The following is a 19,003-nucleotide window of genomic DNA, read 5'->3' on the forward strand; positions in this document are numbered from 1 at the left end:
GGGTTCAAGCCCGGCGCATCGCCTTGAAGCGATAGCGCCGGAACCCGTTCTTCTGCATGAAGCTGATGGGCTCCCAGCCGCGCGCCAGCGCACGGTCGGTGATCTGCGCCATCTGCACGCCGAGGTAGTCCTGCAGGTTGTCGGACACCGACAGCTCGAACTCCCGCAGCCCGCGGTCCAGCGCGTCGATGGCCGCGATGGCGCCCTCGACGCTGGAGTAAGGATGCATGGGCGTCAGGTCCGCACCGCTGATGTGGGAAGACGTCTTCCTGGCGCCATCGGAAGGAAAGGAAACGCGCGTGCCGCCCTCCGTCCCGATCAAGCCCTTCATCCCCTTCATGCCGCTCGTGTCGTTCATCCCATGAACCCCACGTTGCGCGGATACGCGATGCCGCTCGGCGCCGTCATGCCGAAGTTCTTGAGGTTCGGCAAGATGCCGTCGAGCTGGTCGTCGGGCACGCCGAACCAGCGCGCCAGCGTGCCCGCGTACTGGTCCACCGAGGTCGTGGGCAGGAGGCGGCCCTGCCCCACGTGCCACTGATCGATGTCACTCGCGGTGTTGGTGATGCTCACCGGCGGCGCCGTGCCGTAGAGCGCATTGCCCTTCACCGCGCCGCCGACCACGAAGTGGTGGCCGCCCCATCCGTGGTCGGAGCCATTGCTGTTGCTCGACAGCGTGCGGCCGAAGTCGGACGCGGTGAACGCCGTGACCTTGTCGGCCACGCCGAGCGCGATCGTCTGGTTGTGGAACGCGACCAGCGCTTCGGACAGCCCCTTCATCAATCCGGGCTGGCGCGCGATCAGATCGTCGTGCAGGTCGAAGCCGCCCATCGAGACGAAGAACACCTGGCGCTTGACGCCCAGCGCCTGGCGCCCGCGGATCAGGCGCGCCACCATCTTGAGCTGGTCGGCCAGGTAGTTCTGCAACGGGAAGGTGCCCGAGGGAAAGTCCGACTGGATCGCCTCCGTGATCTTTCCCTCGGCCGTGACCGCACGTCGGATGACCTTGGTGTATTCGTTCTCCAGCGTGTGGCCGCTCTCGCGCTGGGCGATCTGCTGCATCGCGGCCTTCACCGTGGCCGAGCCGAACAGGTTGCCGCCGGCGCCGCTCACCGCGCCGATGCGCACCGCGCCGCCCGTTCCCACCTGGTATTGCAGCGCCTGGTCGCCCGAGAGGAACACCGCATTGCCCGAGACCGACATGCAGGTGAAGAGCGAGCCCGCGTTCGGCCCAAGTGCCAGGTCGCCCAGGTTGCCGCCCCAGCCGACGGTCGAGCCTTCGGGAGAAGACGACTGCCAGACCGACTGCTGATCGTTGTGCGAGAAGAGCTTGGGCGGAACCGGAAAGTCGCGGCGGTTGCTGCTGTTGTACTGCGCGCGCGTCAGCGGCTTGATGAGCGGGCCGACGTTCAGCTGCACCGCCACCTTGCCTTGGTTATTGAAGAGGTCGGCCAGTCCCGTCATCGACGGATGCAGCGCGTACGCGCGCCCGCCGGGGAGCGCCTGCGCCGGCTTGAGCTCGGTCGCGGCGAGCGCAGCGCGCGCAATGGCAATGCCGCCGCCCGCCTCGCCGTCGCCGCCGCGGATCAGGCTGTACTTGCCGTAGCTGTCGGCGTCGTAGGTGACGACGGTGTTCGCATAGTCGTTGCCGCCGAAGAGAAACACGCACACCAGCGCGCGGTAGTCGTCGCCGGGCGCAGCCTGGGCGGCCGCCTCGCCCATGGCGGCGAGGTTGAGCGCGAACGGCAGTGCGGTGCCGGCCATCGCGAGTTGGCCCGTGCGGCGGAGGAACGCGCGGCGGGTGTGCCGGGCGGGATCGATCAGGTACATGAAAGACGCTCTCGCTTTATTTCTGGACAAGGTATTCGGGCGAACCCATCACCAGGAGAACGGCGGCGCAGATGCGATTGAGCTTTGCGCCATCGCTGCTCGCCGCCGTGAGGTTGGGTGTGGCGAGCGCGGTGGTGATGAGGTTGACGGTGGCGGGCGCCAGCTGGTTGCCGGTCAGCACGAGGTTGAGCCGTCGCACCAGCGCGGCCGGGTCGAGCACCAGCGCCTTCTCAGCTGCATAGCTCGCCAGCACGTCCTTGCCGTTGAAGCCGTTGGGCAGCACGCTCTGCATGAAGTTGAGGTATCCGCCCACGCTGCTCTCGTTGACCAGCTGGAACTCGGGCGCCACCAGCTTGCTGCTCGCTATGGCGGTCGACGGAGGCACGTAGCCGGGCCGGAAGAAGTTGAAGACCGAGGGCGAACGCAGCGGGCTCTGGCCGAGGCCGAAGCTCGCGTCCGAGAGGATGCCGATCTTCCAGGTGTCGGCAGCCGAGGCGATGCCGCAGGTGCGGCCCCACTGCACGAAGCGCAGCATCGGCTCGCGCAGGCGCCCGAAGTTCGGGTCCGAAAGGCCGGCCGGGCCGCGCGCCTCGTCGTCGAGCACGATGGCTGCGAACACGCTCTTCATGTCGCCGCGCACGCCGGCGCCGTTGTTGGCGAAGACACCGGCCACGCGCTTCACGTAGGCCGGGCTCGGGTTGCTGGTCACCAGCCGCTGGATCAACTGCTTGCCGATGAAGGGGCCGACGTTGGGGTGGTTGAAGAGCGCATCGAGTGCGATCTTCAGCGCCGCCGGCCCGGGCGTGCCGCCGGGTACGGTGGTGCCGAGGAACTTCGCCTCCAGCATGGAATGGTTCGCGGCCAGGTAGGCCATGGGGCGCGTGGTCCAGTCCTTGGTGTCGAAGGCGCCGCCGCCGTTGGGCGGCCTGAAACCCTCGCGCTCCCCGGCGCGGATATCGAGCACATAGCCGGTGAAGACGCGCGCAAGGTTCGTCACGTCGTCCTGCGTGTAGGTGTCCAGCGGCTGACCGTCGGCGCCGGTCTTCACCGTGCCGTCGGCGTTGAGCTGCGACAGGCCGATGGTCATGAGCTGCATGACTTCGCGCGCGTAGTTCTCGTCGGGCTGCCGGCCCCGGCCGTCTTCCTTGCGGTTGTCGCGGGTGTTCAGGTAGAAGCCCATCGCGGGGTTGAGCGTGATGTCTTCCAGCAGCGTGCGGAAGTTGCCGGTGACGCCGGCCACCAGCGTGTCGAAGTACTGGGCCATCATCGCGTGGGGCCAGTTCGAGCCGATCTCGTTGGCCGAGACCACGAAGATCTCGCTGAGCGCGAGCGCCATGCGCTTGCGCACCGGATCGGCCGACACCATCAGCTGCCGCCAGATGGCGGCGTCGATCGCGGCGGAGTCCCAGGGCTTGCTGTCTATCCACTCCCACGCCGACTGCGTGCGCGGCGCGCCGAACTGCTTGCTGAGCCAGGGCAGGTAGCCCTTGTTGCGCACGTCTGCAATTTCCGCTTCCGACGCCGAGAACTGGGCCTGCAGCAGGAAGCGCGCGGCTTCGTCGTCGGTCTTGGCCTGCGTGTAGCGATAAGGGCCCGCGTCCGGTCCCGCGCCGGGGCCCGGTGCAGGCAGGCCGCCGATGCCGCCGCCGAATCCGCCCCCGCCGCTTCCCCCGCCGCCTCCACCACCGCAGGCCGCGAGCGCAGCCGCGATGGAGAACGTCGCCAGGGCCTTCAAGGGCCTGGACGACGTTTCGGTCTCGCTTGTGTCTGTTGCCGGCGCATCGACGTACGCCACATCGTCGGCCACGCTCACGCAGCCGGCTTCTATCGGTTCCACCATGTTTCCTCGCTCCTGCGGCGTTCTTGCGCCGGGAGCGATCAAGGCAAGTGCCGTGCCCTGCGGATTTCGGTGGTAAGACCCTTTGACGCGGGTGTCGTCAATCCAATATTTGTGACTTTATGTGACTTTTTCGTCACCTTTGAAACAAAATTGGCAGCCCCGGAGACGTGCTCAAGCAAGTCTTAAGTTATCGCGCCTGCGTGAGGACTTCAGTCCTGCTCGTCTTCCCATTCGTAGCCATTCGGCGGGCGGTACGGATAGCCGGGGCCATAGTAGATGCGTCCGGGCGGCGGGCTGTAGATAGGGGCCGGGCGGTAGTACACCGGCGGCGGCGGCCGGTAGTAGACGGGCGGTGCGGGCTGGTAGTAGATCGGCGCCGGGTAATAGACCGGCGGCGGCGCGTAATACGGCGCCGGATAACCGCCGCCCACATAGCCGGGCGTGCCGATCTCCACCGACCAGTGGCCGCGCGCATTGGCGGCACCCGCGGCGAGCAACGCGCCGGCCGCGATCGCGCCGAGGGTTGCCCATTTGAAAACAGAAGAATGTCGTTTGAAGTTCACAGCGGCTCCAGGGCCAAGGGCAAACAGCGCCCGGTTCACCAGCAACGCCCGACGCGTTGCGCCGGTGCACCTTCTCAAGGACTCACCTCGCGGCGCGACAGCATCACCTCGCCGCCGGTCGTGTTGAAAGCGATGGTTGGGGCGCTGAAATCGCTCAGCGGCGCGCCCAGGCCGATTTCGCCGCGGCCGTGCAGCACGCATTCCTCGCGGCGCAGGGCGATCTCGGTGCTCGGCCCGCCGTTGCCATGAAAGCGCACCCAGGTGCCATAGGTGCTGATGTCGATCAGCACGCAGCTCCCCTGCCGCATCTCGATGCGCGCATGCAGCCGCGAGACGCGCGGATCGTTGACCACGAACTGCGCGTCGTCGACGCGGCCCAGGTGGATCGGCAACTGCTCGCTGCTGAACATGGAGCGCACGTCGAGCCAGGACAGCTCGATCTGACCGAACGACGAGTCCGGCATCCGCACCGGCGCCAGCGCGGCCGGCACGGTGAGGAAGGTGGTCACATCCTCCTGCCAGTCGATGCGGTGCACCACCGACATCTCGCTGCGGCCGCGGATGTTGATGAGCCCGAGGTCGCGGTGCTGGACGCTGCCTTCGCGCAGTTGCGAAATCACCGCATCGGTCACCCAGATCTGCCCGGGGCCGGCCAGGTCGCTCAGCCGCGAGGCGAGGTTGACGGCATCTCCGAAGCAGTCGCCCTCCAGCTCGACCACCTCGCCGCTGGCCACGCCGATCTGCAGCGCCATGCGCAACGGTGCCGGCCAGACCTGCAGGCGCTTCTGGTGATAGCGCTGGAGTTCGATCACCGCGTGCGTCGCGGCCGCGCCGCTCGAGAAGATGGCAAAGACGCCGTCTCCCAGCGACTTCACCACCCGGCCGCCGTGCGCCTGGCAGACGCCGCCGATCCACTGGGTCAGGCGCGTCACCGTCTCGGTGGCCCGTGCGTTTCCCATGGCCTCGAAGACCCTTGTGCTCCCTGTCAGGTCCGCGAAAACGACTGTGGCATTGACACCCATACTGTCCTGTACTCGGTAGCGATCGCTGGTTGATTATGGTCAGGAAGCTTTGCAGCCCCTTGCCCATCTCTTGTTTGACATATGCCCGAACCCTGGCTCACCGAAAGATGTAATACTTTTGATATCAAACTTCAATAAGTGCTGAAAGTGATACGTAAAGCTTGTTGTTTGCAAACAAGAAACACTGGTTAACATCTTGTGCAACGCCGAACTCAAGCTTAAGGTAGCGGCCGTCCTGGCTTCCGGCAATACGCTATTCGTCACATGGTGCTCTTCCGCCGCATTTTTCGTCTGCTGAATGTGCCCAGTTTCGGTTCCCGCCAGGCGACTGAAAGCCAGTTGGGGCGGATTCGCACGGCCATGCTGTCGGTGCTCCAGGCCCATGGCGGCCATTCGATCCAGCGCGTCAGCCAGCGCGTGCGCTTCGCGGTCGATGTCGAAGCCCTCTGGTACCTGCGTCAGGACGTGATGACCGCCCTGAGCGCCATCGACGGCGAATCCGCCGCCCGCCGCCAGATGAAATCCATCAACAGCATGTTCAAGGGCGGCCTGCCCGGCTCGATGGGTCCGCGCGCCCATCAGCGTTTCACCAACAACGGCTGAAGACGGAGCGGCTTTCGACAGCCGCTGCCCGCCAGCCGGGCGACCTCAGTGTGCGTGCGCGTGGTCATGGTCGTGCGAATGGGCATGGCGATGCCCCCACACGAGGAAGACGTCGCGCCCTTCGGCCGCCATCGCCACCTTCGCTCCCACCGGCAGCAGCACCTTCGTCGGCACATGGCCGAACGGCAGGCCCGTGAGCACCGGCACCTTCTTCAACGACGCGCGCAGCCGGTCGACCACGGTATCGAGCCCGAACCCGCGGTCGTAACCCGGCACCTTGCGAATACCGGTGAACTGGCCGAACACGATCGCCTTCTGCTTCGCGAGCACGCCGGCCATCTTCAACTGGTCGAGCATGCGTTCGATGCGATAGGGATGCTCGTTGGTGTCCTCGATGAAGAGGATGCCCTTGTCGACCGCCGGAAAGTACGGCGTGCCGAGCAGGCTGGTCAGCACGCAGAGGTTGCCGCCCCAGAGCACCGCGTCTTCCACGGCCCTGAACTTCAGATCGGCATCGCGCACCGGCATGCGCCAGCCGGTGCCTTCGCCCTGCCCGCTCAACAGGTCGTCGAAGCAGGCTTCCATGATGTCGTCGGCACCGGCCTCGGCGCCGAAGTCCTCGCCGACCGCGGGGCCCGACCAGGTGACGCCGCCGGTCTTCGCAAGCAATGCGTTCTGCAACGCCGTGAAATCGCTGCAGCCGACGAACTCGGTGCCGTGGTGGATCGCCTTGGCCACGGCCTTGTACGGGATCTGGTCGAGGATGCGGGTGAGCCCGTAGCCGCCGCGCGCGATGAGCGCGATGTTCGCGCCGCTCGCAGCGGCTCGCGAAATGGCGGCCAGCCGCGTGGCATCGTCGCCCGCAAAACGCTGGTGCACGGAGAGTGCATCGGCGTCGATCTCGACTTCGTGGCCCAGGGCCTGGAGCCTCTTCACGCCGCGCCGGAAGGCGGCCTTGTCGCGGATCGCGCTGGAGGGAGAGTAGATGTAGATGTGTTTGGTCACGAGGTCGAGTATCCCATTGCGTTGCGCGCGAGCCGGGCGAGCGCCTCGGCCTGCGCGGCTGTCGGACCCGAGGACGAAGCGATCGGTCCGAGCGCGCGCAGCGCGGCTTCGTAGCCGCGGTCGGGGTACGGCGCGCGCCATGCATCCTTGATGCGCTCGCCGCCATCGGGCGCGACGATTGCAGCCACGAAACGATCGGCGGCGGTGGCTTGCAACAACGATGCAAGTTCGCTGGCCGCAGCGCTGTGCACCAGCACCACGGGCTGCGGCTGCATGCGGTCCAGCCATTCGAGCAGCACGTCGCGGTGCCATGCGAGCTTGTGCGCGGCTTCGCGCTTGGGCTTGTCGCTCTTGCCGAAGCCGATGAGGTCGGGCACCAGCGTGTGCAGCCCCTGCGCGCCGACGAGGTGACGGAAGAAGTAGCCCCATTCGCCGGGGCCATGCAGGCAAAGGCAAGACGCCGATTGGCCGTCGCTGCCCGGTGCGCCCTCTTCATCCACGTAGTGCAGGCGCCAGCCTTGCAGGCTCGGCAAGTCCTGCACGTAATGCGGGGCTAAGGCGTAGTCGCTCAGCGAAGCGAAGCGCTCGGCCGGCGTGCGCAGCGCGTCGTCGCGCAAGGGCTCGGCCTGCTCGCGCGCCGCGCTGCGCCGCTGCTGGAAGAAGCCCTGCAGCACCGCGCTGCATTCCTCCGCGAGCACGCCGCCCTGCACCTGCGTGCGATGGTTCAGCCGAGGCTCCGCAAAAAGATCGAGCACCGATCCCGCCGCCCCGGTCTTGGGATCCGCCGCGCCGAACACCACCCGCGCCAGCCGGGAATGCAACATCGCGCCCGCACACATCGCGCAGGGTTCGAGCGTGACGAACAACTCGCAGCCGTCGAGCCGGTAGTTGCCCAGCGCGGCCGCACCTGCGCGCAGCGCGTTGATCTCTGCGTGGGCGCTCGGGTCGTGCTGCGCCACGGGCGTGTTGCGGCCGGTCGCGATGACCTGGCCGTCCTTGACCAGCACCGCGCCCACCGGCACCTCGCCGGCCTCTGCCGCGAGGCGCGCCTCGGCCAGCGCGAGCGCCATCCAGTGCGCGTCGCTCGTCTGCGAGGGCAATTCAGTTTTCATCCGGCATCTTGCGCGCCTGCGCCGCGGCGTCGAGCGCGTCCTTCACCTGCTGCTGGACCTGCTGGCTCTGCGTACGCACATCGACGGGTGCTTCGCCCGGTGCGGGGGCCGCTGCGCCAGGTACAGACGGCAATGGCGCCGCGGCCGTCGTCAACTGCTTCTTCGCGATCAGCCCGACGATCACGAGCGCCAGCACCAGGCCTAGCAATCCGAACACGCGCATCTCAGTTTCCTTGTGCCACTTGTGCCTCGGCATTCATGCCGAGCCGGTCCATCCAAACCGCCAGCGCCTGCTCGTCCGGCGTGCCGGCGCCGTACATCGCGCGCATGGCCGCATGCGATTCCTTGCGGTGCTGGTTGATCTTGACCTTGCACTGCAGCGCGGTCACGCGCAGCTCGAAGCCGACGATGCCGTTGAGCATCTTGAGCTGGAACTCCTCGCCCAGGTCGCGCCACTGCTGCGCGTAGGCGGGTTCGTGGTCGCCGATGAGCTTCTTCAGCAGCACGTCCTTCTCGGCCGGCTCCTCGATCAAACGGGCCTCGACCGCGCAATGCACCGCGAGGTAGTTCCACGTCGGTACGCGCGCCAGGTCGGGATAGACCTGGGGCGACAGGTACGAATGCGGGCCGAGGAAGGTCGCGACCGCCTGCGGCCGCGCCTGCAGGTAGCGCCAATGCGGATTGGGCTTGGCGCAGTGCCCCCACAACACCAGCTGGTCGCCCTCGCCCTGCTCCGCCACCAGCGGCAGGTGCGTGACGAACGGCAGGCCGTCGTTGTCGTTCGAGATCAGGCTCGCGAACGGGTGCGAGCGCATCAACTCCAGCGCGATGGCCGGGTCCTTGGCATTGAACTGCGGGGGCATGTACATGGGGCGTTTTACTCGTGGCGAACCCCGATTGTCCCCGAGCCGGCCTATCTTGCGCGCGGTGCTTCCAGGAGCTTGACCATCGCCGTGTAGCCGCGTGCCTTGGCCAATTGCAGCGGCGTATTGCCCTGCCGGTCGGTCAGCTTCACGCTCGCGCCCGCGTCGACCAACGCGGCCAGCGTGCGCTGGTGACGCGGCCCGCCGTCGCCGAGCACGATCGATTCGATCACCGCCGTCCAGTGCAGGTTGTTCACGTGGTCGAGCGGCGCGCCGGCCGCGATCAGGCGGCGCACCACCTCGTCGTGGCCCAGGTGCGCGGCGGCGATGAGCGCGGTGCCGTCGTAGCGGCTCGTCGTCTGCCCGGCCTTGGCGCCGAGCGAGAGCAGCAGCGTGAGCGTGGTCACGTCGTCCGCGACCGAGGCGATGGTCACCGCGTCGTAGCGGTCGTCTTCAAGCAGGTCGAGGTTCGCGCCCGCCTTGGCGAGCAGCTTGATCGACTCGCGTTGCCTCGCATAGGTCGCGACATGCAATGGCGTCCGCCCCTTCGCATCGCGCGCATCGAGGTTCGCGCCCGAGGCGACCAGCGCCTTCAGCTTCGGCAGGTCGCCATGCCAGGCCGCCTTGTGCAGCCCTTCATAGGCCAGCACCTCGGCCGCGAGCGGCGGCGCCTGGGCGGACACGCCGACCGATGCGCCCAAGCCGAGCGCGCCTGCCAGAATGAGAGACCAGATCCCGCGCTTCATCTCTATCAGCCCAGAAGGCCCTTGACCTTCTCGATCGCCGCGTTCGCGCACTGATCGTCCAGGTGGCCGCCCGGCGCACCGCCCACGCCCACGGCGCCGATCACTTCATTGCCCGACTTCACCGGCACGCCGCCGCCCAGCAGCAGGAAGCCCGGCAGGTACACGAGGTTCGCGGCGCCGGGGTTCTTCTGCGCGCCTTCCATCATGGCCTGCGTCGCGTTCTTGGCCGACGCCGAGGTCCAGGCCTTGCGCTCGCTCGAGGCCAGCGTGTGCGGGCCGGCGTTGTCGGCGCGCTGCACGGCACGCACGGTGCCGGCGCGGTCGACCACTGTGGCGGCTACGTTGTAGCCGTTGGCGGCGCAGGCGGCCACGGCTTCGGCCGCGATCTGGTTGGCGAGCGCGAGCGAAATGTTCTTTTCGGTGCGCACGGCGGGCGCCGGCGTCTGGGCTTGAACGGCCGATGCGGCGAGCAGAGCGGCGAGGCCGCCGAGGCGAAGAATGGAACGCATTTTTGATTTCTCCAGTGGATGCAGGGTCAACGCGCCGGCCTGTTGCCGACGGCTGCGCCACTGTAGAAAACGCCGGCCGCCACGACCATTCGTACGGCTACGCCCGGCGCTCCGTAGAACTACGGAGCGCGCACCTCACGCGTCCGAGGCCACCAGCACCGCATACCGCCGGATCAACTGCGCGAGCGAATCGCAGTCCAGCTTTGCGAACAGGTTGGCCCGATGCGTCTCGACCGTGCGCGGCGACAGCGCCAGCGTGCGCGCGATCTCCTTGTTGGTGAGCCCCTGCACGATGAAGGCCAGCACCTCGCGCTCGCGCTCCGACAGCTGCGCGACCCGCTCGCGGGCGGCATTGTCGGCCTGCGAGCGTTCGCGCGTGCGCACATGCTGGCGCACCGCCTGCTGCAGCGCCTCGAGCAGTTGCTCGTCGTCCACCGGCTTCTCGAGGAACTCGGCCGCGCCGGCCTTGAAGGCGCGACGGCACATCTCGACCGTGCCGTGGCCGGTCAGCATGATCACCGGCTGGTCGATGCCCTGCGCCATCAGCCGGTCGAGCACCGTGAGCCCGCTGATGCCGGGCATGCGCACGTCCAGCACGATGGCGCCGACGCTCGCACGGTCGAAGCCGTCGATGAAGGCCTGCGGATCGGCCCAGCCCTGCACGCGCAGCCCGACCGTGCCGATCAGCAGCGAGAGGCTGTCGCGCACCGCCTGGTCGTCGTCGATCAGGTGGATCAACGGGGATTGGGGTTGGTGGGTGACCGAGGTGTTCATGCCGATGGCGCCACCAGCGGCAGCAGCAAGGTGAAGCGCGCGCCGCGCGGCGCTGCGTTGGCGGCCGTCAGGCTGCCGCCCATGCCGCTCGCCAGCGTCTCGCTGAGGCTCAGGCCCAAGCCGAGGCCGCCCTCGCGCGTGCTGAAGAAAGGCTCGAAGAGCCGCGGCATCGCCTCGGGCGAGATGCCGCGACCGTTGTCGGTCACGGTCAGCACGCCTTCCTGCCCATTGCGCCCGACCGACACCGCCAGCCGGCGCTCGGCGGCGGGCACGAGATCCAGCGCCTGCAGCGCGTTCATCAGCAGGTTGTGCACGATCTGCTCCAGCGCCACCGCCTCGGCCTGCACGCGCACCGGCGCCTGCGCGCCCGCATCGAACTGGGCCGCGACGCCACGCTGTGCGAACTCGGGCGCGAGCAGGTGCATCGCGCTGCGCACCACCTCCTGCAGCACCAGCGGCTTCACGTCGCCGCCGGCCTCGGGCCGTTCGATCACGCGGCGCAAGCGGCCGACCACGCCGGCCGCGCGGCGGGCCTGCTCCACGGCCTGCCCCATCGCGTCGCGCGCGGTGGCGAGGTCTGGCGGATCGTCGTCGAGCAACCGGCGCGCGGCCTGCGCGTTGGCCAGCACGGCGGTGAGCGGCTGGTTGAGTTCGTGCGCCAGGCCTGCCGACAACTCGCCCAATGCGTTGAGCCGCGCAACCTGCCCGAGCCGCAACAATTCTTCGGCCCTGCGACGGGCGATGCGCTGGCGCTGCGCCATCCAGAGGCCGGCCAGCAGCACCGCCGTCGCCACGGCCCAGCCAGCGATGCTGCGCCACGGCAGTTCACCCCAGCCGACCTGACGCTCGGCCACCAGATCGAACGGCTGGCTCGGCGAAGCAAGCGCCTTGGTGAGGCCGAAGTGCCAACCGCCCTCGCCCAATCGACCGGGCTGCAGCACCAGCTGCTGCCCATCGCGCTGCAGGCTCACGCGCACCGGACTGCGCTGTGGGTTCATCGGCCAGTCGCGCCACGGCACGGAGCCGGCCAGGTCGATTTCGAGCGCGTAGCTGAAGGGCGTGGCGCCGATCACGAGCTGGTAGCGGCCCTCTGCGAGATTGAGCGATGCGAGCTCGGCGCGCTGCTGGCTGCGCGAGCGCGCCTCGGCGGCGACCAATGCGCCCGCCGGTTTTTCATCGGGCCACGGCTCGTCGCGCGCACGGCGCTGCACCTTCAGGATCGACGAATACACGGAGGGCAAGCGCTGCTCCGGCTGCCCCGCATCGGCGCCGGGCTCCAGCAGCGCGAGGGTGGCCAGCACCGCGTCGTACTGCACCACCTGCTGGCTCATGAGCCGGTGCGCGATGCGCGCGTCGGTCTCGAAGTCCTGGTGCAATTGCGCGAGCTCCGCGCGCGCCAGCCACACTGCGCCCACGGCCGTGAGGGCCAGCCATGCCAGCCACCAACCACCCTGCGAGCGCAACCACTGTTTCATGGCGCGGATTGTGCCCGCCGCTGCGAGGCGGCCCGGTGTTGGCCGAGAATGCGTCCCCAGCATGAGCGAAGTACAGGACTCTCTTTTCCCCGACCTGCCGCGCCCGCAAGAGGCGCCCGCGGCCCCGCCGCCGACCGAGGCCGAAGCGCCCGCGAAGAAGAAATCGCGCGGCGCCACCGTCGCTCCCGCACCTACGGATCCGGTGCTCGTCGAGCTGGCCTCGGCGCTCTCGCCCAACCTGCGCCTGGGCACCTCGTCATGGAGCTACCCCGGCTGGGCCAACCTCGTGTGGGACGGCGAATACGCCGAGACCGTGCTCTCGAAGAACGGCCTCTCCGCGCTGGCGCAGCACCCGCTCTTTCGCACCGTGAGCCTGGACCGCAACTTCTACCGCGCCCTCACCGCGAGCCAGTACGCGCGCTACGCGGCCATGGTGCCCGCCGACTTCCGCTTCGTGGTGAAGGCGCCGAGCCTCGTGACCGACGCCACCGTGCGCGACGAAAGCGGCCGCGGCACGCAGGTCAACCCCGTGTTCCTCAACAGCGAGATCGCAATCCAGGAATTCGTGCAGCCCGCGCTCGAAGGCCTCGGCGACCGCATCGGCGCGCTGGTGTTCCAGCTGAGCCCGATCCCCTCGCAGCTGCTGGCCGACCAGCCCGCGCTGCTCGCACGGATCGGCGAAATGCTCGAGGCGCTTCCCGGCCTGAAGCAGGTGGCGCCCGACGCCGTCATCGCCGTCGAGGTGCGCGACCCGCAACTGCTGTGCCCCGCCTTCGCCGACATGCTGCGCAGCGTGGGCGCGACCTTCTGCATGGGCCTGCACGCCAAGATGCCGCCGATCGAAGACCAGTTGCCGATGCTGCGCGCGCTGTGGCCCGGGCCGCTGGTGTGCCGCTGGAACCTGCATCGCCGGCACGGTCGCTTCGGGTACGAAGATGCGGAGAAGCTCTACGGCCCGTTCGACAAGATCGTCGATCCCGATCCGGAGACACGCGCGGCCCTGGCCAAGGTGATTGCGGGCACCACCCGCGCGGGCCAGAACGCCTTCGTCACCGTGAGCAACAACGCCGAGGGCTGCGCGCCACTGACCATCGCCTCGCTCGCGCGGGACATCGTCGATCTGGAGCTGCGCAAGGGGTAGACAGGAAATCCTATTCACGTAGCATGGCCCGCGCCTCCCCCACAGGAACATCGGTCATGAGCTCCCTGTCACTGCTTCGCACCCTCTTCAACTACCGCGCCTGGGCCAACGACGAGCTGCTCGAGAAGTTGGAAGGCTTCGATCCGGAACGCCACCAGGACGCGCGGCACGACGCCATCCGCCTGATGAACCACTGCCACGTGGTGGACCAGATCTTCACCGCGCACCTCACCGGCAAGGCGCACGGTTTTGCCGCCGACAACACGCCCGACACGCCGTCGCTGCAAGACCTTCGCGCCGCCGTTGCCGCGCTCGACCGCTGGTACCTCGACTACATCGAAACCGCGACGCCCGAGCAGTTGGCCGAATCCGTGCCTTTCAGCTTCACCGATGGCGACCAGGGCTTCATGACGCGCGAGGAAATGCTGACCCACGTCGTCACCCACGGTGGCTACCACCGCGGCGAGGTCGGGCGGCTCATGCGGCAGCATGGCGTGGGCCTGCCGTGGGACACCTTCGCGGTGTACCTGCACAGCACCGACCCTTCGCGCCGAATGCAGGGCCAGGGCCAGCTGCAGGCCGCGTAGGCCTCAGGCCTTGTCGCCCTTGGCGGCGACCGTCATCTCCAGCTCGACGCTCGCGTTCTTGGGCAACTGGTAGACGCCGACCGCCGTGCGCACATGCACGCCGGCATCGCCGAAGACGCGGTGAAGAAGATCGGACGCCGCATCGGCCACTTCGCTTTGCTGCGTGAACTCGGCGGTGCACTGGATGAACACGCCCACGCGCAACACCTTCTCTACGCCGTCGAGCGAACCGAGCTCGCGGCGCAGCAGCGTGAGGCACCGCAGTGCGCAGATCTGTGCGCCTTCGCGCGCCTTCTCCAGCGACACCGTATCGCCCACGCGGCCGGTAACGACCACCGTCGTCCCCACGCGCGGCACCTGCCCGCTGGTGTAGACAGTGCGGCCGTCGCGCACGATGGGCACGTAGTGCCCGCCCGCAAGAATCTCCCCGGCGAAGCTGTGGCCCAGCTCGGCGGCAATCTGATCGGCAATCTGGTCTCGGCTTTGCGCTGTCGTCATATGTGTTCCATGAAACGGGCGGCCATTGTCGCCAACGGCGACCGGCAAGAACAGATACAGATCGGCTGGGCCGGATGCGGAACAGATGACCGGATCGCCCGGCGCTACAGCGTCTCGCCGGCCTTGAGCACGCCCGCGTTGCGCAACGCGGCGTCCAGCCATTTGGCGGCCGTGTTGCCTTTCTTGATCGCCTCGATGCGCGCGGCTTCGTCCTCGACCTTCTGTGCCGCGGCTTGAAGCAGCGCCTCCACCTTCTCCCGCTCGACAATCACCACGCCATCGGCATCGCCCACGACGAGATCGCCGGGACGAACGGTCACGCCGCCCACCGAGACCGGATGTCCGATCCGCCCCGAGGCCAGCTTCGTCGGGCCGTTGGGATTGGTGCCGACCGAGAAGACGGGAAAGTCCATCTCGTCGATCTCGGTGCTGTCGCGCACCGCGCCGTCGATCACCACGCCGGCGATGCCGACCTGCCGGCACGCGTTCATCATGATCGTGCCCATGAGCGCGGCGCTCTGGTCGCCCTTGCCGTCGATCACCAGCACGTCGCCGGGCCTTGCCAGCGCGATGGCCGCGTGGATCATCAGGTTGTCGCCCGGCCGCACTTCGACGGTGAGCGCGCTGCCGGCCAGCGCCATCCGGTGGCGCAGGGCCTGGATGCGGCCGTGCAACGCACCGCGTCGGCCCGCAACGTCGGCAAGGATGGCCGGCTGGAAGGCCGAGGCCTGCCGCACCAGATCGGAGGAGACGCGCTCGAAGTCGCGAATGATGTCGGGTAGTTGGCTCATCGTCTGTCTCTTTCCTATTCGGCCTTGACGTCCGCGTCCTTCACCACGCGGCCCCACTTGCGCTTGTCCGCGGCCAGGAAGGCGCGGAACTGCTCGGGGGTGCTTCCCACGGGCTCCAGGCCGTCGGCGGCGAGCCGCTTGGCGATCTCGGGCATCGCGAGCACCTTGGCGACTTCGCGCTGGATGCGCTCGACCACGGCCGGCGGCGTGTTCTTCGCCGCGCAGATGCCGGCCCAGGTCACGGGCTCGAAGTCGGGCACGCCGGCCTCCGTCACGGTGGGAATGTCGGGGAAGGCGGCCAGCCGGCGCGGGCTGGCCACCGCCAGCGCGCGCAGCTTGCCGGCGCGTGCGTACTGCATCGAGCTCACGGGCTGGTCGAAGATCATCGAGACCTGGCCTGCAATGAGGTCCGTCATCGCCTGGCCGGTGCCCTTGTAGGCCACGTGCACGATGTCGATGCCGGCTCGGCTCCTGAGCATCTCGCCCGCGAGGTGCCCGCCGGTGCCCGTGCCCGAAGAGGCGAAGTTGATCTCGCCGGGCTTCTGCCTGGCATAAGCGACGAGCTCCTTCACGCTCTTGACCGGCAGCGTCGTGTTCACCAGCAGCATGTAGGGCGCGTTGACGACTTGGGTGACCGGCGCGATGTCCCTCTCGGAATCGAAGGGCATGCTCTTGAGGATGTGCGGCTGGATCGACAACGTGCCCGTGGTGCACATCAGCAGCGTGTGCCCGTCCGCGGGCGCAGCGAGCATGGCCGATGCCGCGATGTTGCCGCCGGCGCCGGGGCGGTTCTCTATCAGGATCGGCTGCCCGAGCCCTTCGGCCAGCTTCGGCGCGATCAGGCGCGCGACGACGTCGTTGGAGCCGCCGGGCGAAAAGCCCACGAGGATCTTCACGGGCTTCGACGGAAAGGCATCCGGGCCTTGCGCCCGGGCGTCGCCAAGCCAGACGGTGCCCGCGGCAAGGGCCGGCAGCAGCTTCAGAAGGGATCGGAGTTTCATTGCGGTTCCTGGTGGATGGCGGGGCCGGAGAGTTCTTCGCGCGCTCGTGCGATGCGGCGGCAACCCTCCAGCAGTTGTTCGGTGCTCGCGGCAAACGAGAGGCGGAAATGCGTCGGCACGCCGTAGGCGCTGCCCTGCAGTGCCGCGAGGTTCTGCGCGTCGAGCAGATGCATCACCCAGTCGTCGGAGGTCTGGATCGAAGCGCCCTGGCGCGTGCGAAGGCCGAACAGCGCGCTGCATGAGGCGAAGACGTAGAACGCGCCATCGGGCACGGCGCAATCGATGCCGTCGATGGCGTTGAGCGCCGCCACCACCGTGTCGCGCCGCTGCGCGTATTCGCGCCGGTTCGCGGCAATGCTCTCCTGCGGCCCTGTGAGTGCCGCGACGGCCGCCGCCTGCGCGATCGAGTTCGGCCCCGAGGTGCTCTGCGACTGGAGCTTGACCATCGCCTTGATCAACGCTGCCGGTCCCGCGCCGTAGCCGATGCGCCAACCCGTCATCGCGTAGGCCTTGGAGACGCCGTTCACCGTCAGCGTGCGGTCCTTGAGGTCGGGCGCGACCTGCGCCATGGTGGCGAACTCGGCGTCACCATAGATGAGGTGCTCGTAGATGTCGTCGGTGAGTACCCAGACATGCGGATGGCGGCGCAGCACCTCGGCCAGTGCCTGCAGCTCCGCCCGCGTGTAGGTCGCCCCGCTCGGGTTGTTCGGCGAATTCAGCATCAGCCAGCGTGTCCTGCCGGTGATGGCGCGCTCGAGGTCCGCGGGCTGCAGCCTGAAGCCCGTGGCCGCCGGACAGTCGACGCAGACCGGAACGCCGCCGGCCAGCAAGGCGATGTCCGGGTAGGACACCCAGTACGGTGCCGGCACGATCACCTCGTCGCCCGCCGCGACGGTGCACATCAGCGCGTTGAAGATCACCTGCTTGGCGCCGGTGCCGACGATGATCTCGTTCGATGCGTAGGCGAGCCCGTTCTCGCCGAGGAACTTGCCGGCGATGGCCTCCTTCAGCATCGGCGTGCCGCCCACGTCCGTGTAGCGGGTCTGCCCCGCCGCCATGGCGCGGATGGCCGCTTCCTTGATGTGTGCCGGCGTCTCGAAGTCGGGCTCGCCGGCGGTCAGGCTGAGGATGTCCCGGCCGGTCGCGCGCAGCTCGCGCGCCCTCTGGCCCGCCATGGAACTGGGGGACGGTTTGATTCGGTTCAGGCGTGGTGCGATGTGAAGCATGCACGCAGTATCGAAGTCCGTTTGCCGCGGCACAAACGAGAAATCCGCTGGGCAGGCCATTCCTTTTTTTCGTGCGTGGCCATGGGCGTACATTCCGCCGGATGAACTTCACCTTCAAGCAGCTGGAGGCCTTTCTCTTCAGCGCCAGGCTCCAGAGCTTCAGCGCCGCGGCGGTGAAGCTGCACACCACGCAATCGGCGATCTCCAAGCGCCTGGCGGAACTGGAAGAGTCGCTGGGCGGCCCCCTGCTGCATCGCACATCGCACGGCCTGGAGCTGACCCAGGTCGGCCGCGAATTGCTGCCGCTCGCCGAAGAAGCCCAGCGCCTCTGGCAGCGCATCGCGCACGACATCAGCGTCGACAAGACGCTGCGCGGCACCTTCCGCGTCGGCGTGACGGAACTCATCGCAATGACCTGGCTCACGCGCTTGATCCAGCTGCTGCAGAAGCTCCATCCCCAGGTGACGATCGAGCCCGTGGTGGACGCGGGGCTCACGCTCTTCGAGCGCCTCGAAGCCAGCAAGCTCGACCTGGCCGTCATGCCAGGCACCTTCTGGGGCCAGGCCTTCGAATCGATCAAGGTCGCAGAGGTCGAGCAGGTCTGGATCGCGAGCCCGCGCCTGCAGATTCCCGTCCGCGCCCTGAAGCCGCACGAGTTTGCCGACTACCCGGTGATCGAGCAGCCCGTGGGCGCCTCGAAGAACAGGTTCTACGAAGCCTGGCGCGCGGAGCACGGTTTTCGTTTCGGCAAGGTCATGTTGACGAACAGCACCACGGTCCTGCGCGAACTGACCATCAGCGGCTTCGGCCTGAGCCAGCAGGCGCTCGACTATGTGCGACCGGACATCCGCAGCGGCTTGCTGCGCGTGGTCAAGAGCGATCCCATGCCGCCGCCGCTGGTCTACAGCGCGGTCTACCGGCGTGACAACGCCAGCCCCGCGCTGGCGCGCATCGTCGAGCTGGCCGTGAAGACCTGCGACTTCACCTTGCGGGCCAGCCAGCACGACGTGGCGCCGGCCCGCTCGTCGCAACGGCAACGCGTGCCGCGCGAGGTTGCGAAGAAAGCCGTCAGGAAGACGCGCAGATGAAAGATACCTACGCCTCGAACGCCAAGAACACCCGCCCGCCCTCGATCTTCACCGGATAGCTGCGCAGGTCTTCCGTGAGCGGCGCGCACATCGCCTTGCCGGTGCGGACATCGAAACGCCCTTGGTGCAGCGGGCACTCGATCTCGTGCCCTTCGAGGAAACCATCGCACAGCCGCGCGTGCCCGTGCGTGCAGATGTTGTCGGTCGCGTGGATGCCGTCCTCGGTGCCGTAGAGGGCGATGTCCCGGCCCTGCACCTCGATACCCACCACGTCGTCGGCGGGAACGTCGTCGACCGCCGCGGCGTCGATCCATGTCATCGTGCTCATG

The 19,003-nt window shown here is 68.0% G+C and carries 22 protein-coding genes; 4 read left to right on the top strand and 18 right to left on the bottom strand.

The window, feature by feature from the left end:
- Positions 1 to 4 precede the first annotated feature (4 nt).
- The 5 genes from GNX71_RS33555 to GNX71_RS17265 all read right to left on the bottom strand — a co-directional run bounded on the left by GNX71_RS33555 (position 5) and on the right by GNX71_RS17265 (position 5,255).
- Positions 5 to 229, bottom strand: coding sequence for a hypothetical protein (locus GNX71_RS33555; protein WP_241026964.1), 225 nt, complete (start codon positions 227 to 229; stop codon positions 5 to 7).
- A gap of 125 nt (positions 230 to 354) precedes the next feature.
- Entirely contained in the window at positions 355 to 1,830 is a 1,476-nt protein-coding gene (locus GNX71_RS17250; protein ID WP_206173447.1) for a DUF1501 domain-containing protein, read from the bottom strand.
- A 16-nt stretch (positions 1,831 to 1,846) separates the two neighbouring features.
- Positions 1,847 to 3,670: a DUF1800 domain-containing protein gene (locus GNX71_RS17255; RefSeq protein WP_206173448.1), complete on the bottom strand. Its 1,824-nt coding sequence runs from the start codon at positions 3,668 to 3,670 to the stop codon at positions 1,847 to 1,849.
- Between the two features lie 209 nt (positions 3,671 to 3,879).
- A complete protein-coding gene (locus tag GNX71_RS17260) occupies positions 3,880 to 4,233 on the bottom strand; it encodes a hypothetical protein (protein ID WP_206173449.1) in 354 nt (117 codons plus the stop codon).
- 74 nt (positions 4,234 to 4,307) lie between these two features.
- A complete protein-coding gene (locus GNX71_RS17265) occupies positions 4,308 to 5,255 on the bottom strand; it encodes an adenylate/guanylate cyclase domain-containing protein (protein WP_206173450.1) in 948 nt (315 codons plus the stop codon).
- 264 nt (positions 5,256 to 5,519) lie between these two features.
- Here GNX71_RS17265 and GNX71_RS17270 point away from each other — a divergent pair, with 264 nt between their 5' ends.
- Entirely contained in the window at positions 5,520 to 5,858 is a 339-nt protein-coding gene (locus GNX71_RS17270; protein WP_206173451.1) for a hypothetical protein, read from the top strand.
- Between the two features lie 45 nt (positions 5,859 to 5,903).
- Here the strand turns inward: GNX71_RS17270 and GNX71_RS17275 are convergent, their stop codons facing one another.
- The 8 genes from GNX71_RS17275 to GNX71_RS17310 all read right to left on the bottom strand — a co-directional run bounded on the left by GNX71_RS17275 (position 5,904) and on the right by GNX71_RS17310 (position 12,342).
- A complete protein-coding gene (locus GNX71_RS17275) occupies positions 5,904 to 6,863 on the bottom strand; it encodes an LD-carboxypeptidase (protein ID WP_206173452.1) in 960 nt (319 codons plus the stop codon).
- Complete coding sequence (gene tadA / locus GNX71_RS17280; protein ID WP_206173453.1) at positions 6,860 to 7,975, bottom strand: tRNA adenosine(34) deaminase TadA; 1,116 nt, start codon at positions 7,973 to 7,975, stop codon at positions 6,860 to 6,862. The genes GNX71_RS17275 and tadA overlap by 4 nt, the downstream gene beginning before the upstream one ends.
- Positions 7,965 to 8,198: a hypothetical protein gene (locus GNX71_RS17285; RefSeq protein WP_206173454.1), complete on the bottom strand. Its 234-nt coding sequence runs from the start codon at positions 8,196 to 8,198 to the stop codon at positions 7,965 to 7,967. Before GNX71_RS17285 ends, tadA begins: the two co-directional genes overlap by 11 nt.
- 1 nt (position 8,199) lies before the next feature.
- Positions 8,200 to 8,844: an FMN-binding negative transcriptional regulator gene (locus tag GNX71_RS17290; protein WP_206173455.1), complete on the bottom strand. Its 645-nt coding sequence runs from the start codon at positions 8,842 to 8,844 to the stop codon at positions 8,200 to 8,202.
- Between the two features lie 44 nt (positions 8,845 to 8,888).
- On the bottom strand, positions 8,889 to 9,584 hold the full coding sequence (locus GNX71_RS17295; protein WP_206173456.1) for an ankyrin repeat domain-containing protein: 696 nt from the start codon (positions 9,582 to 9,584) through the stop codon (positions 8,889 to 8,891).
- A gap of 5 nt (positions 9,585 to 9,589) precedes the next feature.
- Complete coding sequence (locus tag GNX71_RS17300) at positions 9,590 to 10,093, bottom strand: heme-binding protein (protein ID WP_206173457.1); 504 nt, start codon at positions 10,091 to 10,093, stop codon at positions 9,590 to 9,592.
- A 135-nt stretch (positions 10,094 to 10,228) separates the two neighbouring features.
- The gene (locus tag GNX71_RS17305; RefSeq protein WP_206173458.1) at positions 10,229 to 10,867 is read right to left on the bottom strand and encodes a response regulator; all 639 of its coding nucleotides are present in this window, start codon (positions 10,865 to 10,867) and stop codon (positions 10,229 to 10,231) included.
- Positions 10,864 to 12,342, bottom strand: coding sequence for an ATP-binding protein (locus GNX71_RS17310; RefSeq protein ID WP_206173459.1), 1,479 nt, complete (start codon positions 12,340 to 12,342; stop codon positions 10,864 to 10,866). Before GNX71_RS17310 ends, GNX71_RS17305 begins: the two co-directional genes overlap by 4 nt.
- Positions 12,343 to 12,403: 61 nt before the next feature.
- On the opposite strand from GNX71_RS17310, the gene GNX71_RS17315 reads away from it, so the two are divergent.
- Positions 12,404 to 13,483, top strand: coding sequence for a DUF72 domain-containing protein (locus GNX71_RS17315; protein ID WP_206173460.1), 1,080 nt, complete (start codon positions 12,404 to 12,406; stop codon positions 13,481 to 13,483).
- Positions 13,484 to 13,539: 56 nt separating this feature from the next.
- Positions 13,540 to 14,070 (top strand): DinB family protein, encoded by a 531-nt coding sequence (locus GNX71_RS17320; RefSeq protein ID WP_206173461.1) that lies wholly within the window; start codon positions 13,540 to 13,542, stop codon positions 14,068 to 14,070.
- 3 nt (positions 14,071 to 14,073) lie between these two features.
- On the opposite strand, the gene GNX71_RS17325 is transcribed toward GNX71_RS17320, so the two are convergent.
- The 4 genes from GNX71_RS17325 to GNX71_RS17340 all read right to left on the bottom strand — a co-directional run bounded on the left by GNX71_RS17325 (position 14,074) and on the right by GNX71_RS17340 (position 17,586).
- On the bottom strand, positions 14,074 to 14,568 hold the full coding sequence (locus GNX71_RS17325) for a RidA family protein (RefSeq protein ID WP_206173462.1): 495 nt from the start codon (positions 14,566 to 14,568) through the stop codon (positions 14,074 to 14,076).
- A gap of 104 nt (positions 14,569 to 14,672) precedes the next feature.
- Positions 14,673 to 15,359: an RraA family protein gene (locus GNX71_RS17330; protein ID WP_206173463.1), complete on the bottom strand. Its 687-nt coding sequence runs from the start codon at positions 15,357 to 15,359 to the stop codon at positions 14,673 to 14,675.
- A 14-nt stretch (positions 15,360 to 15,373) separates the two neighbouring features.
- Complete coding sequence (locus GNX71_RS17335; RefSeq protein ID WP_206173464.1) at positions 15,374 to 16,360, bottom strand: tripartite tricarboxylate transporter substrate binding protein; 987 nt, start codon at positions 16,358 to 16,360, stop codon at positions 15,374 to 15,376.
- Complete coding sequence (locus GNX71_RS17340; RefSeq protein WP_206173465.1) at positions 16,357 to 17,586, bottom strand: pyridoxal phosphate-dependent aminotransferase; 1,230 nt, start codon at positions 17,584 to 17,586, stop codon at positions 16,357 to 16,359. The genes GNX71_RS17335 and GNX71_RS17340 overlap by 4 nt, the downstream gene beginning before the upstream one ends.
- Positions 17,587 to 17,687: 101 nt before the next feature.
- Here GNX71_RS17340 and GNX71_RS17345 point away from each other — a divergent pair, with 101 nt between their 5' ends.
- Positions 17,688 to 18,674: a LysR family transcriptional regulator gene (locus tag GNX71_RS17345; RefSeq protein ID WP_206173466.1), complete on the top strand. Its 987-nt coding sequence runs from the start codon at positions 17,688 to 17,690 to the stop codon at positions 18,672 to 18,674.
- 7 nt (positions 18,675 to 18,681) lie between these two features.
- Here GNX71_RS17345 and GNX71_RS17350 read toward each other — a convergent pair whose 3' ends face one another.
- Positions 18,682 to 19,002, bottom strand: coding sequence for a non-heme iron oxygenase ferredoxin subunit (locus GNX71_RS17350; RefSeq protein ID WP_093432442.1), 321 nt, complete (start codon positions 19,000 to 19,002; stop codon positions 18,682 to 18,684).
- Between the last annotated feature and the right edge of the window lies 1 nt (position 19,003).

The sequence above is a fragment of the Variovorax sp. RKNM96 genome, assembly GCF_017161115.1.
GTDB lineage: Bacteria > Pseudomonadota > Gammaproteobacteria > Burkholderiales > Burkholderiaceae_C > Variovorax.

What these genes read in the sequence shown, in the direction of transcription:
- GNX71_RS33555 (WP_241026964.1), bottom strand. Translation starts at nt 229, where the DNA reads ATGCATCCTTACTCCAGCGTCGAGGGCGCCATCGCGGCCATCGACGCG.
- GNX71_RS17250 (WP_206173447.1), bottom strand. Translation starts at nt 1,830, where the DNA reads ATGTACCTGATCGATCCCGCCCGGCACACCCGCCGCGCGTTCCTCCGC.
- GNX71_RS17255 (WP_206173448.1), bottom strand. Translation starts at nt 3,670, where the DNA reads ATGGTGGAACCGATAGAAGCCGGCTGCGTGAGCGTGGCCGACGATGTG.
- GNX71_RS17265 (WP_206173450.1), bottom strand. Translation starts at nt 5,255, where the DNA reads ATGGGTGTCAATGCCACAGTCGTTTTCGCGGACCTGACAGGGAGCACA.
- GNX71_RS17270 (WP_206173451.1), top strand. Translation starts at nt 5,520, where the DNA reads ATGGTGCTCTTCCGCCGCATTTTTCGTCTGCTGAATGTGCCCAGTTTC.
- tadA (WP_206173453.1), bottom strand. Translation starts at nt 7,975, where the DNA reads ATGAAAACTGAATTGCCCTCGCAGACGAGCGACGCGCACTGGATGGCG.
- GNX71_RS17285 (WP_206173454.1), bottom strand. Translation starts at nt 8,198, where the DNA reads ATGCGCGTGTTCGGATTGCTAGGCCTGGTGCTGGCGCTCGTGATCGTC.
- GNX71_RS17290 (WP_206173455.1), bottom strand. Translation starts at nt 8,844, where the DNA reads ATGTACATGCCCCCGCAGTTCAATGCCAAGGACCCGGCCATCGCGCTG.
- GNX71_RS17295 (WP_206173456.1), bottom strand. Translation starts at nt 9,584, where the DNA reads ATGAAGCGCGGGATCTGGTCTCTCATTCTGGCAGGCGCGCTCGGCTTG.
- GNX71_RS17300 (WP_206173457.1), bottom strand. Translation starts at nt 10,093, where the DNA reads ATGCGTTCCATTCTTCGCCTCGGCGGCCTCGCCGCTCTGCTCGCCGCA.
- GNX71_RS17305 (WP_206173458.1), bottom strand. Translation starts at nt 10,867, where the DNA reads ATGAACACCTCGGTCACCCACCAACCCCAATCCCCGTTGATCCACCTG.
- GNX71_RS17310 (WP_206173459.1), bottom strand. Translation starts at nt 12,342, where the DNA reads ATGAAACAGTGGTTGCGCTCGCAGGGTGGTTGGTGGCTGGCATGGCTG.
- GNX71_RS17315 (WP_206173460.1), top strand. Translation starts at nt 12,404, where the DNA reads ATGAGCGAAGTACAGGACTCTCTTTTCCCCGACCTGCCGCGCCCGCAA.
- GNX71_RS17320 (WP_206173461.1), top strand. Translation starts at nt 13,540, where the DNA reads ATGAGCTCCCTGTCACTGCTTCGCACCCTCTTCAACTACCGCGCCTGG.
- GNX71_RS17325 (WP_206173462.1), bottom strand. Translation starts at nt 14,568, where the DNA reads ATGACGACAGCGCAAAGCCGAGACCAGATTGCCGATCAGATTGCCGCC.
- GNX71_RS17330 (WP_206173463.1), bottom strand. Translation starts at nt 15,359, where the DNA reads ATGAGCCAACTACCCGACATCATTCGCGACTTCGAGCGCGTCTCCTCC.
- GNX71_RS17335 (WP_206173464.1), bottom strand. Translation starts at nt 16,360, where the DNA reads ATGAAACTCCGATCCCTTCTGAAGCTGCTGCCGGCCCTTGCCGCGGGC.
- GNX71_RS17340 (WP_206173465.1), bottom strand. Translation starts at nt 17,586, where the DNA reads ATGCTTCACATCGCACCACGCCTGAACCGAATCAAACCGTCCCCCAGT.
- GNX71_RS17345 (WP_206173466.1), top strand. Translation starts at nt 17,688, where the DNA reads ATGAACTTCACCTTCAAGCAGCTGGAGGCCTTTCTCTTCAGCGCCAGG.
- GNX71_RS17350 (WP_093432442.1), bottom strand. Translation starts at nt 19,002, where the DNA reads ATGAGCACGATGACATGGATCGACGCCGCGGCGGTCGACGACGTTCCC.